This window comes from Prevotella sp. oral taxon 317 str. F0108 (genome assembly GCF_000162415.1).
Taxonomy (GTDB): Bacteria; Bacteroidota; Bacteroidia; order Bacteroidales; family Bacteroidaceae; genus Prevotella; species Prevotella conceptionensis.
In genome coordinates this window covers 22,973-40,538 of the sequence record NZ_GG740073.1, presented here as the reverse complement: position 1 = coordinate 40,538, position 17,566 = coordinate 22,973, and the positions used below count along the sequence as shown (strand labels likewise).

Genomic DNA, 17,566 nt, shown 5'->3' with positions numbered 1-17,566 from the left:
CAGTGGCATGCGCTCCAACTTCAATTAATTAACTCAAATGGAGTGTCTAGGCCTTTTGGTCGCATGTATATTCCACTTCCATTTTTAAAACCGAAGACGATGAAACAATTGAAAAGCAGTTTGTGGTTGATGGCAGTGCTTGTGCTGTTGGCCGCTTGTAGTGCCGATGAGGAGAAAGAAATGTACAGGCCCACGACGGCATCTTCCCTCAACAGCACCGTGTATGTTGAAGTGCAAGATGGCGAGAAGACCGTTTCGCCCAGTGCCATGCTGTACGAATGCAAGTTCTCGGTGTTTGGAAAAGCCAGTAAACGCACCTTAAACGTGGATGCCTACAAGCTAGATGACGTTGACGTGTTTCGCTTTTTTGCCGACTTGCCCGACCTGTCTGTAATGAAATTCTGGGACACGGCCGAGGGGAAACGTGGCGAAGGCTATGCAGATGTGGTGATAACGATAGACCGCGTTAAGCTGCCGATGCGTTTTCATTATGCGTATGCGGCTGTGCCCAATGCCGAAAAAATGTATGGAGGAACGAGTATTGTTATAAAATCGGTGGAGTATCAGGGTAAAACGATAGACCCTTACCTGCATAATAAGCATTTCAAAATTGTTTTGCGCAAGCAAGAGCAAGGCTATTCGGTAGAGTAAAGTGGTGTGTATACACCCTTTTGGCTAAGCCGATGGCGTTAACGTTCAATCCAAAGTGCTTGTGTTTAGCAGCAAGGAGTAACATTGAAGGCCGACAAACCTAGCCTCCATCAACTTACCAACTTACAAATTTGAATACTAACAACATACGATGAAACATTTGCGAATACGCTTGCTCGCAGCGTTGGCTGCCCTATTCGTTGTGGCTTGTGGCTCGAACAACGATGCAGACGATTCTGCCTTTGTGGTGGAAAACAAAGTCTACGTGCAGGTACAAGATGAAAATGGGCAGCCCATAGACCCCGACGAGCTATTGAAAGACAATAAGTTTTCTGTTGTTGGGCAGAATGGCGGTGAAGCCTTAGACGTGCGAACAGAAGTGAAGGAAGGCGATAAGCTACTCGTTTTCTCGCCCGAAGTTCCGTTGAAAGAGATTCCCCCATCTTATGCAGCCAAAGGCGCAACACGCTCTGATGGCCGACGAAACGGCATTACCGACGAGTACATTGCCAAAATGGAAAAGCGATTCACAACGGGCATCGGATATTCCAGAGTTGAAATGTCGATAGATGGGGTACAGATACCGCTAATCTTTTATTACAGCTTTTACATCGATTCCTCTAAATTTCTATCTTCAGGTTCGCTGTCGGATACCGGTGTCGAACTCCTAAGCGTTTATAGTGGGAACAATGGCACAATCCCCCACATGTCGTTTTCCTATTTTAGGCTTGTGTTAAGGAAAAAAGGGCAGGGCTACACGTTTGTCGATCCCTATAATACTAGCTATGATTTCTAGTCTAACCCCAATCGCTCGTTACTCCGCTTACCAATTATTTTTAGGTTGTTGGCATCGCTCCCTATTCGCCTTTCGTTTGCTCGTCGGCATCTTGCCCGTCTTATTCTCTTGTCGTAGTCCGCTACGCCTTCAAGAGTAAGGCAGACAATAGGCTCAACAACCCAACAAAACCTGCACAGGCTCAAACGGCCGATTTGGGTTAATTGCCATACAATAAAAGTATTAAAGGCGCACCCCACGGTGCGCCTTTAATGTTGAACTAGTGTTGAATTATAGTTTTCTTATAACTTTGAAAGAGGCTTATCGTCTTTGGAATATACGCGAGAAAACAGATAAACACCCCTCATTATGCACGAAGTACTAATACTAAAATGGGAAAAATGTCAAGATTCGGCATCATTTGTCTGTGGCAAAACGTGCTAATGCCTTGAAAAGTGCCGCAAACATACTAACTCACAACCTCACCAGCTCACTAACTTACACGCTTATAAACTCACAAAATAATAGTGAGATTACCAACCTTTTAGGGCACTTTCTTATCCCGAACTGGCGTATAATGGTATGCGTTCTGGCGCCTACACCATATTATTAACCTCTTTCCACATGTTTCTTCGCGTGTTTTTAGACATGCCCAACAGACGAACAGGGCAATCGATAGAACGAGATGGAAAGGTAGCAAGTTACATTCTTAGTTATACCAAACTGGCCTTTGCAAGCATCTGCAACATCAACAAAACATTTGCTTTCAGCGTGGCAAAAGCAACCAAGAAAAACAACAAAAACTTCTTCGTGTTTTGCAAAAAATAGATTACCTTTGCTTTCGAATAAGGTGTTTCTTATCCACAACACCATAAATTACAGACCAATAAATAATGAATTGTATTATGACTTACAAAGGATTATCCATGAAAAAGTTTTTACAGCTGCATGCTAAGCTGGTGCTGAAAGGAGTTGTTGTATTGTGCTGCGCCATTTTTAGCGCATGTTCAACGTCCGTGATCGAATTTGAAAAAAAGGATTTGGCAATCACAAATCTTGACGGCAAGACCATTCCCATAACAGTTGAGCTTGCCCGCTCACGCCGAGAGATGACAAAAGGCTTTATGGGGCGCACAAATATTCCCGATGGAACGGGCATGCTTTTTGTGTTTAAAAAAGACCAAAAGCTCGCCTTCTGGATGAAAGACACGCCTACGCCCCTTTCAATCGCGTTCATCAGTGCAAGTGGCGAAATCTGCGAAACACGCGATATGACGCCGTTCAGTAAGGCAAGTGTAGAGTCGTCGCAATCTGTGCGCTATGCGCTCGAAGTGCCGCAAGGCTGGTTCAAGAAGAACAACATTGGGCCGGGATGCTCTATAAAGTTGCCATAACCGAGGCTGACGACACCTGCCGCACAAACGCAGCAGGCCAATTTTCCTGCGGTAAGCCAACAACCCAGGAGGGATTGACGTAGTAATGGCAATTGAAATATAGGTGGTATTTAGAGCCACAGCCATCTTATCCCGAATGGGCGTAAACTTAAAATATCTTTACAAAACGCCCCCTGCTCGCAACACCCTTCTAGCGCAAAAATAGCCCTCAGAACAGGCAAATGGCTGCAAATTTGGGTTTGGCGCGTTCCTTTTTTAGTCCAATTTTGAGCATGCCACCTACATTTAGCACCATTTTGCCTTTCTAGTTTGCTGCCGATTCATGTTTTTGGCAGCCCCAAATTGCTGCTTTTTGCCCCTAAAAACCCACTTTTTAGGGTACATTTTGCCCTTTTGAGCCATGTATTTAATGGTTCTAGAAGGTTGTATTTATACCATTGCGACGGATATTTATGCTTTTTGCCTTGCATTTAGCGGCACATTGAACTGCGTTTTGCACCATTTTACCTCGCGTTTAGCGGCAAAACGCATTGCATTTAGCGGCATATTGCAGTGCATTTTGCACCAAAACGCACGCTATTTAGCACCAAAACGCAGTGCATTTAGCAGCAAATAGCCCAAAAGTTGGTGCAAATGGTGGTTCGTTTAAATATAAATTCATTTTGCCGCACCCACAGACTAACCCTATTTTGCATCGAAACCAACCTTCGCGAGAATCGATTTTTTGCGGCAAGGTGTGCGATTGGTGAACAAAAAGGCACTCATAATGTTAAATTTTATGCCGAAAAGCGGACAAAAATTGGAGGGGTTAGTGAGTTTGTTGGTCAGTAAGTTTGTGGGCTAATAGTTTTCTGAGCATGCAAAAGCTTATTCCGTGTGCTGCGTTGGCTTATCAATCGGGGCGGTTTCTCTGTTTATGGGCAGTTTATGTGCAATGCTTGTGGGGGCTTAATGATGTTGTCGTGGGGGCAAAGCAAGATAAGGTGCTGGTTGCGCAATAGACCTTAATGCCAGGAACAAGCCAACCGAGAAAGCAAAGCAGGCTGCAAAGATGCCGTAGGGGGATGTTGCGCCCTCGCGCGTGCAGGCATGCGCATATATAATAAGGTGCATGTTGTGGGGGAGTGGGCCATGAATATCATGGTAAGTGGCAAACTTTAAAAACGCTCTGATTTGCAAAGTTATACCCGCAAATATGGCTGTCCATTTCGCAATTGTTTGTTTGCTGCCTTACTTGTTAAAACTGATTTTATGTAACTTCCTACCTATCAAAAATGCACCGAAACGACTTCCATATACAAAAATCGTGGATAAAAACACTGAAAACGTAAAAATATTTTGTGCGTTTCGCTATTTTTTCGTAACTTTGCAGCATTCAGTGGAATGAGGGGCTCCGACGAGAGTTCCTCATTTTCATTATCAGTAACAACAAAATATGATTGACAAAAACGTTGTAAAAGAACTTGTTGAACAATGGTTAGCCGACAAAGAGTACTTTCTTGTCGACGTTGAGACTAGTCCAGACAGCCGTATCGTGGTGGAAATAGACCATGCCGACGGCGTTTGGATTGAAGACTGCGTGGAGCTGAGCCGCTTTATCGAGGAACACTTGAACCGCGATGAAGAGGATTATGAACTGGAAGTGGGTTCGGCCGGACTGGGACAACCCTTTAAAGTGCCACAACAATACGTGAACTTCATTGGTAAAGAGGTTGAGGTTTTGGATAAAGATGGCAAAAAATACAAGGGTATACTCAAAAGCGTGGACGGAAACGACTTCGTGGTTGCGGTGAACGAGAAGGTGAAAGTGGAAGGGAAGAAACGCCCTGTGCTGCAAGACGTGGACCACAATTTTAAGATGGATGGTGTGAAGTACACCAAATATCTGATTCAGTTTTGAGGAGTAAAGTAGTAAGGTAGTAAAGTAGTAAGGTAGTAAGTGGGAGGTAGGAGTTAAGGAGTTATGGAGTTAAGGAGTTAAGCCAAATGCTTTGTTGCAGAGCTACAATGGCCTATCGCCTTAAAGGAGTTAAGTTAAATGTTTTGTGGCATTGCTGTTGATTCTTTAACAAATTAACCCCGAACTTGTAAACTCATACACTTATCAACTTACCCTCTGGTTAACTTGTCAACTTGTTAACTCGTCAACTAACAAGCTTGTCAACTCATAAACTAATAATTAAAAGGAGAAATTAATTGGCTCGCCCCCATGCCGCCGATACGTGGAAACACCATTCGCACGTGCAATCGGCTTGCAATGTTGGGGCAAGGCCACATCAAACGATAATAAACCCTATGGTAGCAAGAAAAAAAGATGAGAATATCTTGAGCATGGTCGACACGTTCAAGGAGTTTAAAGACACCAAGAATATCGACCGAATGACCTTGGTGAGCGTTCTGGAAGAAAGCTTTCGCAACGTACTTGCCCGTATCTTCGGTAGCGACGAGAACTTTGATGTTATCGTAAACCCGGATAAGGGCGACTTTGAAATTTACCGCAACCGAATGGTAGTGGCTGATGGAGAAGTGGAAGACGAGAACAAACAAATTGCGTTGGCCGAGGCGCAAAAGATTGAACCCGACTACGAAGTGGGCGAAGAAGTTACCGAACGAGTAGACTTCGCCAAGTTTGGACGTCGCGCCATCTTAACGCTACGCCAAACGTTGGCATCGAAGATATTGGAACTTGAACACGACTCGTTATATAATAAGTATAAGGACCGTGTGGGACAGGTTATCGCGGGCGAGGTGTACCAAGTGTGGAAACGCGAGGTGCTCATCGTAGACGACGAGAACAACGAGCTGATTCTCCCCAAGTCGGAGCAAATTCCTGCCGACCAATACCGCAAGGGCGAAACCATTAGGGCCGTTATCTTGCGCGTAGACAACGAGAACAACAACCCCAAAATTATACTCAGCCGCACCAGTCCTATGTTCCTTGAAAGGCTGTTGGAGGCCGAAGTGCCTGAGATTAACGACGGGTTGATTTCGATTAAGCGCATCGCCCGCATGCCGGGAGAACGCGCTAAGATTGCCGTAGAAAGCTACGACGAGCGTATCGATCCCGTTGGTGCCTGCGTGGGCGTTAGGGGAAGTCGTGTACACGGCATCGTTCGCGAACTTTGCAACGAGAATATCGACGTGATAAACTACACGGCCAACACCAAACTCTTCATCCAACGCGCACTTAGTCCTGCACAAGTGAGCAGCATCAACATCGACGAAGAGACCCGCAAGGCCGAAGTATTTTTGCGCCCCGAAGAAGTATCGCTGGCCATTGGACGTGGCGGACTGAACATTAAGCTGGCATCCATGCTTACCGAATACACCATCGACGTGTTCCGCGAAGTGGCAGAAGGCGAGGCCGACGAGGACATCTACTTGGATGAGTTCTCAGACGAGGTAGACCAATGGGTTATCGACGCCATTAAGAGCATCGGTCTTGATACGGCTAAGGCAGTGCTTAACGCACCCCGTGAAATGCTGGTAGAGAAGGCCGACTTGGAGGAAGAAACCGTAGACAACCTGCTACGCGTGCTGAGGGCAGAGTTCGAACAAGGATAAAAACCCCGTATGGGTAGATAAAAACGAGGCCAGAACCAAAAAACAATAACAAAACAACAGAATGAGCATCAGATTAGGCAAAGCAATAAGTGAATTGAACATCGGACTCCAAACGGCAGTGGAGTTCTTAGAAAAGAAAAGCGAGCTGGGAGAGGTGAAAGCCGAACCCACGTTCAAACTGAACGATGCGCAATATCAGGCCCTTGTGAAAGCGTTTCATAAGGACAAGGAGGTGCGCAACCAAGCCGACAAACTTTTCCCAAAGAAAACGAAGGAGAAGAAACGTGCGGCCGAAGATAAGGACCATCGTGCAGAAACGGTGCTGAACGCTGGAAAACAACAATATAAGCCCTTGGGTAAGATAGACCTTTCTGACCTCAACGGCAAAGGTTCGGCGAAGAAATCTGATGTTAAAGCCGTTCAAGACGATAAAGAAGAGACTAAGCCTGCTGCCGTGGGCGAGGTTTCGAACAAGGCAGAGAGCGTTTCTGCTGAGAAACAAGAGAAGGTTGGCAAGGTGGAAACGCCTAAACAGAAGGTTGAAACGGTTGAACAAAAGCCCGAAATGAAGGCCGAAACCATGCAAACAACCCGCGTGGAGAAGGCGGAAACCAAGACTGAACAAAAGGAACAGCCTGCCAAGGATGCCCAAGCCAACGTTGCACAACCTGCTGCATCGGCCAAAGAAACGGCCGAAAGGAAACAGGAACACGCAGATAAGGCACCCAAAGCCGAGAACGAAAAGGTGGAAACACCTGCCGAAAAGGCCGATACGGCGGAGACGGAGAGCGGCAAGCCTGCTATCTTTACGTTGAAGAGCGAGCAAAACAATGCGCCTGGCATCAAGGTGATGGGAAAGATAGACCTTTCTACCATCAACCAAAACACGCGACCCAAGAAGAAGTCGAAGGAAGAGAAGCGCAAAGAACGCGAGAATAAAGGGCAACAGGGCGGCGAACGTCGCAAACGCAACCGCATAAACACCGAAAGGGTGGACATTAATGCGGCTGCTAACCAGCCTAACGCTAATAAGAATAAGGGCGGAAACAACGGTGGCGGCAACAATAACAATGCTGCCGGCGGACGAAACGCCAATAAGAAAAATAAGAAACCCAACCGAAACCAGAAACCCTTAGAGGTGAACGAGGAAGACGTGGCACGCCAGGTAAAAGAAACCTTGGCACGTCTTACCAGTCGTGGCCAAAACAAGAAGGGCGCAAAGTATCGTAAGGAGAAACGCGAGGCCGCACAAGAACGTCTGAACGAAGAGCGTGCAGAAGAACGCAAGGAGAGCAAGACGTTGAAGTTGACGGAGTTTGTTACCGTTAGCGAGCTGGCCTCGATGATGAACGTATCGGTTAATCAGGTTATCGGAACGCTAATGAGCGTGGGCATCATGGTTTCTATCAACCAACGTCTAGATGCCGAAACCATTAACCTCGTTGCCGAAGAGTTCGGATTTAAGACCGAGTACGTAAGTGCGGAAGTTTCTGAGGCCGTTACCGAAGAGGCCGATGATGAGGCCGACCTCGTTTCGCGTTCGCCCATCGTTACTGTGATGGGACACGTAGACCACGGTAAGACATCGCTGCTCGACTACATTCGCAACACCAACGTTATTGCAGGCGAGGCCGGCGGCATTACCCAACATATCGGTGCTTACAACGTGAAACTAGACGATGGGCGCAACATTACGTTCTTGGATACGCCCGGTCATGAGGCCTTTACGGCCATGCGTGCCCGCGGTGCACAAGTAACCGACATCGCCATTATCATTATCGCGGCCGACGACAGCGTGATGCCTACCACCAAAGAGGCCATCGCGCATGCCCAAGCGGCCAACGTACCGATGGTGTTTGCCATCAACAAGATTGACAAACCGGGCGCAAACCCCGACAAGATACGCGAAGACCTCTCGCAAATGAACCTGCTTGTGGAAGAGTGGGGCGGCAAATACCAATGCCAAGAGATTAGTGCAAAGAAAGGTATTGGCGTTAAAGAGCTGTTGGAGAAGGTGCTTTTGGAGGCCGAGATGCTCGACCTTAAAGCCAATCCCAACCGTAAGGGTACGGGTAGCATCATCGAAAGCTCCCTTGACAAGGGTCGCGGATATGTTTCTACGCTGCTGGTGAGCAACGGAACGCTACATGTTGGCGATAACGTGATTGCCGGAACAAGCTGGGGACGTATCAAGGCCATGTTCAACGTGCGTAACCAACGCATTGAAAGTGCTGGTCCTGCCGAGCCTGCTATCATCCTTGGTTTGAACGGCGCGCCAACAGCTGGCGATGCTTTCCACGTGCTGGAAACCGAACAAGAGGCGCGCGACATAGCCAACAAGCGTTTGCAACTGCAACGCGAACAAGGCTTGCGTACGCAAAAACGTCTGACGTTGAGCGACATCTCGCACCGCATTGCATTGGGTTCGTTCAAAGAACTCAACATTATCGTCAAGGGCGATACCGATGGTTCAATCGAGGCACTTAGCGATTCGTTCATCAAACTCTCTACCGAGAAGATCAAGGTGAACGTTATTCACAAGGCTGTGGGTCAGATTTCGGAGAACGACGTTACGCTGGCCGATGCCTCCGATGCGCTTATTGTGGGTTTCCAAGTACGTCCTTCGTCTGCCGCACGCAAGTTGGCCGACCAAGAAGGGGTGGAGATAAACACCTATTCGGTTATCTACGATGCCATCGACGACGTGCACTCGGCTATGGAGGGCATGCTCGATAAGGTGAAGAAAGAAGTAGTGACGGGCCAAGTAGAAGTGCGCGAGGTTTACAAAATATCGAAGGTGGGCACCGTTGCAGGAGCAATTGTTACCGAAGGAAAGGTGCACCGCGTAGACAAAGCCCGCCTTGTTCGCGACGGCATCGTGGTACATACGGGCGACATCAACGCCTTGAAACGCTATAAGGACGATGTGAAAGAGGTGCCTACGGGTTTCGAATGCGGTATAAGTATCGTCAACTTCAACGACATTCAAGTGGGCGACATCATCGAAACATTCACCGTTATCGAAGTGGAACAGAAGTTGTAGGGTTAGTTTTTGAGTTGATAAGTTATTGAGTTTATGAGGTTTTGAGTTGCAGATATGTTAGGGTTAGGCCATGCTTAGCATCAACAAATCAACTGATGAACGCAATAACTCATAAACTCAAGAACTTAAAAACTCACGAACTCACCACCTCAAAAACTAACAGTAACATTTGTTACCGCCTTGTTTTGCGGTACGGTGTTTGCTGAACTAAACAATAGGGGCGCTCCATTGGGGCTGCCCCTATTCATCGCTAATACAAATTTGTATATATGGAAGAAGTAAAGAACGAAAAAAACGCGTATGTGCGAAGTGTGGCCGAACAGAAATACGAGTTCGGTTTCACCACAGACGTGGAAACAGATATTATAGAGAAGGGCCTTAACGAAGACGTTGTGCGACTTATTTCGAGCAAAAAAAACGAGCCCGAATGGTTGCTGGCGTTTCGGTTGAAGGCCTTTAATCATTGGAAAACGTTGAAACAGCCCAACTGGGCGCATGTGAACTTGCCCGAAATAGACTATCAGGACATTTCGTATTATGCCGACCCGATGGCCAAAAAGCCCGCCAACAAGGAGCTAGACCCCGAATTGGAAAAGACTTTCGATAAGCTGGGCATCCCGCTTGAAGAGCGATTGGTGCTTGGAGGCGTGGCCGTAGACGCCATTATGGACTCTGTTTCGGTGAAAACAACCTTTAAAGAGAAACTGGCAGAGAAGGGCGTGATATTCTGTTCTATCGGCGAGGCCGTGCAAGAACATCCCGACTTGGTGCAGCAATACCTCGGTTCGGTGGTTCCTTACAGCGATAACTTCTTCGCTGCGCTCAACAGTGCCGTGTTCTCCGATGGTTCTTTCGTCTACATTCCCAAGGGCGTGCGCTGCCCAATGGAGCTAAGTTCGTACTTCCGAATTAACGCTCGCAACACGGGACAGTTCGAACGAACCCTCATTGTGGCCGAAGACGACACCTATGTAAGCTATCTTGAAGGCTGTACAGCCCCCATGCGCGATGAAAATCAGTTGCATGCAGCCATCGTAGAGATTATCGTTAAGGACAATGCCGAGGTGAAATACTCCACCGTTCAGAACTGGTATCCAGGCGACGAACATGGAAAAGGCGGCGTGTTTAACCTCGTTACCAAGCGCGGCGACCTGCGCGGAGTAAACTCCAAGCTGTCGTGGACGCAGGTAGAAACGGGTTCGGCCATCACTTGGAAATACCCTTCGTGCATCTTACGCGGCGACAATTCGCAGGCCGAGTTCTATTCTGTGGCCGTAACCAACAACTATCAGCAAGCCGACACGGGCACCAAGATGATACACATGGGCAAAAACACCAAGAGCACCATCATCTCTAAGGGCATCAGTGCAGGCCGTAGTCAGAACTCTTACCGCGGATTGGTACGCGCAACGGCCAATGCCGACAACGCTCGCAATTACAGTTCGTGCGACAGTTTGTTGCTGGGCGACAAGTGCGGCGCGCATACCTTCCCCTATATGGACATACATAACGACACGGCCATTATCGAACACGAGGCTACAACCAGCAAGATAAGCGAGGCCCAACTGTTTTATTGCAACCAGCGAGGCATCCCAACCGAGCAGGCCGTGGGCCTAATCGTGAACGGATACGCCAAGGAAGTGCTCAACAAGTTGCCTATGGAGTTTGCCGTTGAGGCGCAAAAGCTACTCAGTGTGTCGCTCGAAGGCACGGTAGGATAGACTAGAAACAGAACATTAGGTAAATCCTTGTCAGACGTGAAAGCCCTTCTAGCCATCGCATTGCTCCTTGTGCCCTTAGCCGTTAAGGCACAAGACGAACCCGTTCGCACTTTCGCCATCGACGGGCAAATAGGCGGAGCCAGCTCTCCACACGTTAAAACCCTTTCCAAGGGGCAATATCTCATTCCCGAGAAGGTTGGTTCGGGCTATGGCATAATATCCAAACTGCGTTTGGAATATTATCTGCCTTACACGCCGCTCTCGTTAAAGGCGGGCTACGAACATGAGGAATGGAACTTCCTCGACACCAATTTAGGCGATGATATGGAGATTTTTTCGCTCGGAGGGCGATGTTATCCTGGTCGTAAGTCATGGTTTGTACAACCATATATAGGCCTTGATGCGCTGTATAACTTTAATGGTGGTAGCAGGGTATTCAGTAGGGAGCTGGACAGCAACCGATACGGCAGGGTGCATTACGATGGAATGGCGCATATTCCGCGTTTCAGTCTTGCACCCATAGCAGGTGTCGACCTCTATCTTTTCAGTTGTATAGCCATTCAATTGGAATATAGCTGTAGGATGGGATTTAGTAAGGCATCCGTCATTCAGGCCAAGTACAACCACCTGGCTGAACCCTTTGAGATACGTTTGCGCCCAATTAGGCACGGCTTTAATATAGGACTGAAAGTAACATTTCCGTTCCATTTCACCGAGAAAGATGGGCAGAAAGTGGTAGATGGCTTGTTAGACGATTTGCTGTATAACATTCTGTTTGGCCCCAATACTAATAGAAAATAATAAAACAATAGATATATATGTTAGAAGTAAGAAACTTACACGCCAAGATTGGCGATAAAGAGATATTAAAAGGTATCAACCTCACAATTAAAGATGGCGAAACGCACGCCATCATGGGACCCAACGGTTCGGGCAAAAGCACGCTTTCGGCTGTGCTGGTAGGTAACCCCATGTTTGAAGTTACCGATGGAACGGCCGTTTTTAACGGCAAAGACTTGCTCGAAATGAAACCCGAAGACAGGGCCAACGAAGGCATCTTCCTGTCGTTTCAGTACCCCGTTGAAATTCCTGGCGTATCAATGACCAACTTCATGCGTACCGCCATCAACGAGAAACGCAAGTATCAAGGCCTCGAACCCATGTCGGCCGCCGACTTCATTAAGCTGATGAAGGAAAAGCGACAGATAGTAGAACTAGATGCAAAGCTGTCTCAACGTTCGGTAAACGAAGGATTTAGCGGTGGCGAAAAAAAGCGTAACGAAATTTTTCAGATGGCAATGCTCGAACCAAAACTCTCTATTCTCGACGAAACGGACTCTGGTTTGGACGTTGATGCCCTGCGCATCGTGGCCGAAGGCGTTAACAAATTGAAGTCGCCCAGCACCAGTACCATCGTCATTACCCACTACGACCGCTTGCTAGACATCATCCGTCCCGACGTGATACACGTGCTTTACAAGGGCAAAATCGTTAAGACGGCTGGGCCGGAACTGGCCAAAGAGATTGAGGCACGCGGCTACGACTGGATTAAAGAAGAAGTAGGAGAGAAGTAAAGGCTAGCAAACATGAATAGTGAGAAACAATATATAGACCTCTTCGAGGCCAACCGCAATGTTATTTCCGCCCATTCCACCGCGGTAATGAACGCTCCGCGCGAGGCTGCTTTCGAAGATTTCAAGCGTTTGGGATTTCCTACGCGCAAGACCGAGGAGTACAAATACACCGACATAAGCAAGCTTTTCGAACCCGACTTCGGGCTAAACCTACAACGCTTGCCCATGCCCATCAATCCTTACGAGGTGTTCAGTTGTGACGTGCCGCACCTTAGCACGGCCAATCACTTTGTGGTTAACGATGCTTTCTTGCAGCCCACCGCGCCCCATAAGCAACTTCCCGACGGCGTTGTCATTACTTCGCTGTGCCAATACGCAGAGAAAAATCCCGATTTCATCGCCAGATACTATGGTAAGTTGGCCGCAACATCTGGCGATGCCGTAACGGCACTCAACACGATGTTGGCACAAGACGGGCTTTTGGTGTATGTTCCGCGTGGTGTAAAGCTCGGACAAACCATACAGGTTATTAACATCCTGCATGCACAAGTAGACCTGATGGTTAATCGCCGCGTGCTTATCATCGTTGAACCGCAAGCCGAGGCCAAGTTCTTATTCTGCGACCACACCTTCGACGACCAACGTTTCTTGGCCACGCAGGTTATCGAGGCCTTTGTTGGCGATAACGCCCGACTAGACCTTTACTGCATGGAAGAAACCCACGAGAAGAATGTACGCGTGAGCAGTGTTTACATCGAGCAGCAGTCTAGCAGTCGCGTGAACCACAATGTGATAACGCTGCACAATGGCGTAACGCGCAACAATGTTTCGTTAACGTTCCGTGGCGAGGGTGCCGAATGTAACTTGTCGGGCTGTGTTATTGCCGATAAGAAACAGCATGTGGACAACAACACTGTGATAGACCATGCCGTGCCCAACTGTCAAAGTCACGAACTATATAAATATGTGTTGGACGATGAGGCCATTGGTGCCTTCGCAGGCTTGGTGTTGGTGCGACAAGATGCCCAACACACCGATTCGGAGATGCGTAACCAAAACATCTGTGCCACGAAAAAGGCGCACATGTACACCCAGCCCATGCTCGAAATCTACGCCGACGATGTGAAATGCTCGCATGGCTCTACCGTAGGGCAGCTTAACGATGCAGCCTTGTTCTACATGCGCCAGCGTGGCATAAGCGAAAAGGAGGCGAAATTGTTGCTCGAATTTGCTTTTATCAACGAAGTAATCGACCAAATGGACCTCGAACCGCTACGCGAACGCTTGCATCATTTGGTAGAAAAACGTTTCCGTGGCGAGTTCGACCGATGCGAAGGTTGTAGAAAAGTGCAGTAAAAAAAGCCTCACCCCCTTCCCCTCTCCAAGGGGAGAGGGGCGTGATATGTTTATTAGTTAATGAGTAGACAAGTTAGCGAGTTGACAGGGATGTTTGCCTCTCTGCTCAAAAGCATTTGGCTTAACTCCTTAACTTCTTCGACATTTGATAATCAGACAAGTTGATGAGTTTATAAGATTGTTTGCCACTCTGCAACAAAGCATTTGGCTTAACTCCTTAACTTCTTGGACATTTGATAATCGGATAAGTTGATGAGTTTACAAGATTGTTTACCACTCTGCGACAACGCATTTGGCTTAACTCCTTAACTCCATAACTCCTTAACTCCTCCATACCCCCATAACTCCTCAAAAGATATGTACAACATCACCTCCATTCGTTCAGATTTCCCCATTTTATCGCGCGAAGTGTACGGCAAACCCCTGGTTTACCTCGACAATGGGGCGACAACGCAAAAGCCCCTTTGCGTGCTTGATGCCATGCGGAGCGAGTATCTCAACGCCAATGCCAACGTGCATCGTGGTGTTCACTATCTTTCGCAGCAGGCAACCGACCTCCACGAGGCCGCCCGAACCACCGTTCGTAAGTTCATTAATGCCCGTAGCGACAACGAAATAATTTTTACTCGCGGAACAACCGAGGGCATCAACCTTATCGCCTCTTCGTTTTGCGAGGGTTTTATGCAGCCTGGCGACGAGGTGATAATCACCGCCATGGAACACCATAGCAACATTGTGCCGTGGCAATTGCAGGCTGCCCGTAGCGGTATTGCCATCAGGGTGATACCCATTGACGACCGCGGGGAGCTTATTCTCGATGAAATGGACAAATTGCTTACCTCGCGTACCCGACTGGTTAGCGTTATGCAGGTAAGCAATGTGTTGGGAACGGTGAACCCCATTAAGGAGATTGTTCGCCGTGCGCACCTTCATGGCGTGCCTGTTTTGGTGGATGGGGCACAGAGCGTGCCGCATTTTAAGGTGGATGTGCAAGATTTGGATTGCGACTTTTTCACCTTTTCGGGTCATAAGGCGTATGGCCCAACGGGTGTAGGCGTTGTATATGGTAAGGAAGAATGGCTCGAAAAGCTACCGCCATATCAGGGGGGAGGCGAGATGATTGCCACTGTGAGTTTTGAAAAGACCACCTTTGCCGAACTGCCGTTTAAGTTCGAGGCTGGTACACCCGACTATGTGGCCACTCACGGACTTGCAACTGCCCTCGATTACCTTTCGGCTTTGGGCATGGACAACATTCAACAGCACGAACAAGACCTTACCCGCTATGCCACTCAGCAGCTAGAAACCATCGACGGCATGCGCATTTTCGGCCATTCCACCGATAAAGACGCCGTCATTAGCTTTCTTGTTGGCGACATTCACCATCTAGACCTCGGCACATTGCTCGATCGTTTGGGCATTGCCGTTCGCACGGGTCACCACTGCGCCCAGCCGCTTATGGCTCGTTTGGGCATCTCTGGTACCGTTCGCGCCTCGTTTGGCTTGTACAACACGCGCGAAGAGGTTGATGCCCTTGTAGCTGGCGTGCGTAGAGTGGCGGCAATGTTCTAGGGCAGAACAAGTGTTTTGGTTGCCTTGTTTGTTGGGAGTTTGTGGCTAAATAGCATTTGTTTAGCCTGAAAATGCTTGCTGATGGGTGTGTGTTGTTATTCTAAATGAAATGTATTTGTTTGCGTTGCACCAACAAATGGGATGCAACGCAAACACGTGTTTGATAGGCCTTGCCTATCGATGAAACCGCTGTTTCTTGCTTTCTTGTTGTTTTGGGCGCACGTTTTTACCTGCGCTTGCTGCTCTTTAAACTTCGTTTGCATCCGCTAATGGCTGTGGCGAACCATGCTGTGCATACCACCCGAAGGATGAAAGGGGCGTTGGCAGGGAATACGGCGAGGGCAAATGCCACTTGTGCATTGAGCAGTTGAAGTGTGGTTTTGACACTTATCTCCTTGTTCAATACGGCCGAATAGTATTGGCTTAGCCATACTATGGGAAACATAATGCCTTTCTTTACGCTAGCAAAGAGGTTGTTTATACGCATCTCGCTTGCAGAATTAACTGATAATGTCATCTCCTTTTTCATTGTTCTCTATGTTGAATGTTATTATTTGCTTATCTTTGTAGGTGCAAAATTGCAGCAAAATATGGAAGTGATATTTCACAAACAAATGAATTTGGTTAATAATTAACAAAAGGAGGAAGGAGGAAGTGGTAAGTAGTAAGGAGGAGGTAGTAAGTATTAAGTAGGAAGGGGAAAGGAGAAAGGAGAAAGTTGGAAGGAGTAAGGAGAAAGGAGTAAGGGGCAGTAAAGGATTAAGCTTGATTCTTTGCCTAGAAAGCCTAGGAATCCTAGAATAACTAGGAACCCTAGGAGTGCTAGAACAACTAGGGAACCTAGGTGCCCCAGAACAACTAGCAAGCCTAGAACAACTAGCAGGCCTAGAATAACTAGCAAGCCTAGAACAACTAGCAAGCCTAGAACAACTAGCAAGCCTAGAATAACTAGAAACACTAGAATAGCTAGGGAACCTAGATGCCCTAGAACAACTAGTTAACCTAGAACAACTAGGCAATATAGAACAACAAGATAGTTAATAAGCACTGCCAGTTTTCTTCCTTAGCTAACAAGCTAGAAGGCGCAGCCATCTTTTCACCCTTTCACCCTTTCACTTTTTCACCTTTAAGGTGCGCAGCCAACTTTTCACCTTTTCACCCTTTCACCTTTTCACCTTTAAGTTGTGCAGCCATCTTTTCACCTTTTCACCTTTTCCCGCCTTTTCGCCCCTATAAAATATAAACTTTATGCTAAAATCTCATTATTTCACCGATTTAATCGAGGCCGGTTGCGACGAGGCTGGCCGTGGATGTTTGGCTGGCAGCGTGTTTGCGGCAGCCGTAATATTACCTGTTGATTACGAGAACGCTTTGCTAAACGACTCGAAAAAGCTGACGGAGAAACAGCGTTATGCCTTGCGTACGCAGATAGAAACCGATGCTTTGGCATGGGCTGTGGGCGAGGTTACAGCCGATGAAATCGACAAAATAAACATTCTTAATGCGAGCATACTTGCCATGCACCGCGCACTAGATGGCTTGAAACTTCGTCCGCAGGCCGTTATCGTAGACGGAAACCGCTTTAAACCCTACGGCACTCTGCCCCACGAAACGATTGTTAAGGGCGATGCCAAGTTCTTGTCTATTGCTGCCGCCAGCGTTTTGGCCAAGACTTACCGCGACGATTATATGAACAGCCTTGCCTTACAACACCCCGCATACCAGTGGGATGTGAACAAAGGCTATCCTACAAAGGCGCACCGCGCTGCCATTGAGGAGCATGGAATTTCCCCATTTCATCGTAAAACATTCAAGGGCGTTAAGGAAATGTTGGAGAATGAGGAGCAGAAGGTTTAAGCATTTTATGCTTTTGGGTTCATGAGTTTTTTTATATGGCTATGAACATTGATACATCA

At 47.6% G+C, this 17,566-nt stretch carries 13 protein-coding genes; 12 read left to right on the top strand and 1 reads right to left on the bottom strand.

The features are described from left to right. Window positions 1-99: 99 nt before the first annotated feature. The 11 genes from HMPREF0670_RS07035 to HMPREF0670_RS06975 all read left to right on the top strand — a co-directional run bounded on the left by HMPREF0670_RS07035 (window position 100) and on the right by HMPREF0670_RS06975 (window position 15,650). Window positions 100-651, top strand: a complete 552-nt coding sequence (locus HMPREF0670_RS07035; RefSeq protein ID WP_232213880.1) for a hypothetical protein — start codon at window positions 100-102, stop codon at window positions 649-651. Window positions 652-802: 151 nt separating this feature from the next. Then, window positions 803-1,447, top strand: coding sequence for a hypothetical protein (locus tag HMPREF0670_RS07030; RefSeq protein WP_009230461.1), 645 nt, complete (start codon window positions 803-805; stop codon window positions 1,445-1,447). A gap of 905 nt (window positions 1,448-2,352) precedes the next feature. Next, window positions 2,353-2,820 (top strand): DUF192 domain-containing protein, encoded by a 468-nt coding sequence (locus tag HMPREF0670_RS07020; RefSeq protein ID WP_044077927.1) that lies wholly within the window; start codon window positions 2,353-2,355, stop codon window positions 2,818-2,820. 1,435 nt (window positions 2,821-4,255) lie between these two features. Further along, window positions 4,256-4,720, top strand: coding sequence for a ribosome assembly cofactor RimP (gene rimP / locus HMPREF0670_RS07010; RefSeq protein WP_009230458.1), 465 nt, complete (start codon window positions 4,256-4,258; stop codon window positions 4,718-4,720). Window positions 4,721-5,115: 395 nt separating this feature from the next. Then, window positions 5,116-6,384, top strand: a complete 1,269-nt coding sequence (gene nusA, locus HMPREF0670_RS07005) for a transcription termination factor NusA (protein WP_009230457.1) — start codon at window positions 5,116-5,118, stop codon at window positions 6,382-6,384. Window positions 6,385-6,445: 61 nt separating this feature from the next. Further along, on the top strand, window positions 6,446-9,427 hold the full coding sequence (infB, locus tag HMPREF0670_RS07000; protein ID WP_044077924.1) for a translation initiation factor IF-2: 2,982 nt from the start codon (window positions 6,446-6,448) through the stop codon (window positions 9,425-9,427). A gap of 269 nt (window positions 9,428-9,696) precedes the next feature. Further along, window positions 9,697-11,148, top strand: coding sequence for a Fe-S cluster assembly protein SufB (gene sufB, locus HMPREF0670_RS06995; RefSeq protein WP_009230455.1), 1,452 nt, complete (start codon window positions 9,697-9,699; stop codon window positions 11,146-11,148). Between the two features lie 36 nt (window positions 11,149-11,184). Beyond that, on the top strand, window positions 11,185-11,949 hold the full coding sequence (locus tag HMPREF0670_RS06990; protein ID WP_044078046.1) for a hypothetical protein: 765 nt from the start codon (window positions 11,185-11,187) through the stop codon (window positions 11,947-11,949). Between the two features lie 17 nt (window positions 11,950-11,966). After that, on the top strand, window positions 11,967-12,722 hold the full coding sequence (sufC, locus tag HMPREF0670_RS06985; protein ID WP_009230453.1) for a Fe-S cluster assembly ATPase SufC: 756 nt from the start codon (window positions 11,967-11,969) through the stop codon (window positions 12,720-12,722). A gap of 12 nt (window positions 12,723-12,734) precedes the next feature. After that, window positions 12,735-14,078, top strand: coding sequence for a Fe-S cluster assembly protein SufD (gene sufD, locus HMPREF0670_RS06980; protein ID WP_009230452.1), 1,344 nt, complete (start codon window positions 12,735-12,737; stop codon window positions 14,076-14,078). A gap of 357 nt (window positions 14,079-14,435) precedes the next feature. After that, window positions 14,436-15,650 (top strand): aminotransferase class V-fold PLP-dependent enzyme, encoded by a 1,215-nt coding sequence (locus HMPREF0670_RS06975; RefSeq protein WP_009230451.1) that lies wholly within the window; start codon window positions 14,436-14,438, stop codon window positions 15,648-15,650. A 226-nt stretch (window positions 15,651-15,876) separates the two neighbouring features. Here HMPREF0670_RS06975 and HMPREF0670_RS06970 read toward each other — a convergent pair whose 3' ends face one another. Further along, window positions 15,877-16,179, bottom strand: a complete 303-nt coding sequence (locus HMPREF0670_RS06970; RefSeq protein WP_044077923.1) for a hypothetical protein — start codon at window positions 16,177-16,179, stop codon at window positions 15,877-15,879. Between the two features lie 719 nt (window positions 16,180-16,898). Here HMPREF0670_RS06970 and HMPREF0670_RS06965 point away from each other — a divergent pair. Further along, entirely contained in the window at window positions 16,899-17,507 is a 609-nt protein-coding gene (locus HMPREF0670_RS06965) for a ribonuclease HII (protein ID WP_009230448.1), read from the top strand. The last annotated feature ends 59 nt before the right edge of the window (window positions 17,508-17,566 follow it).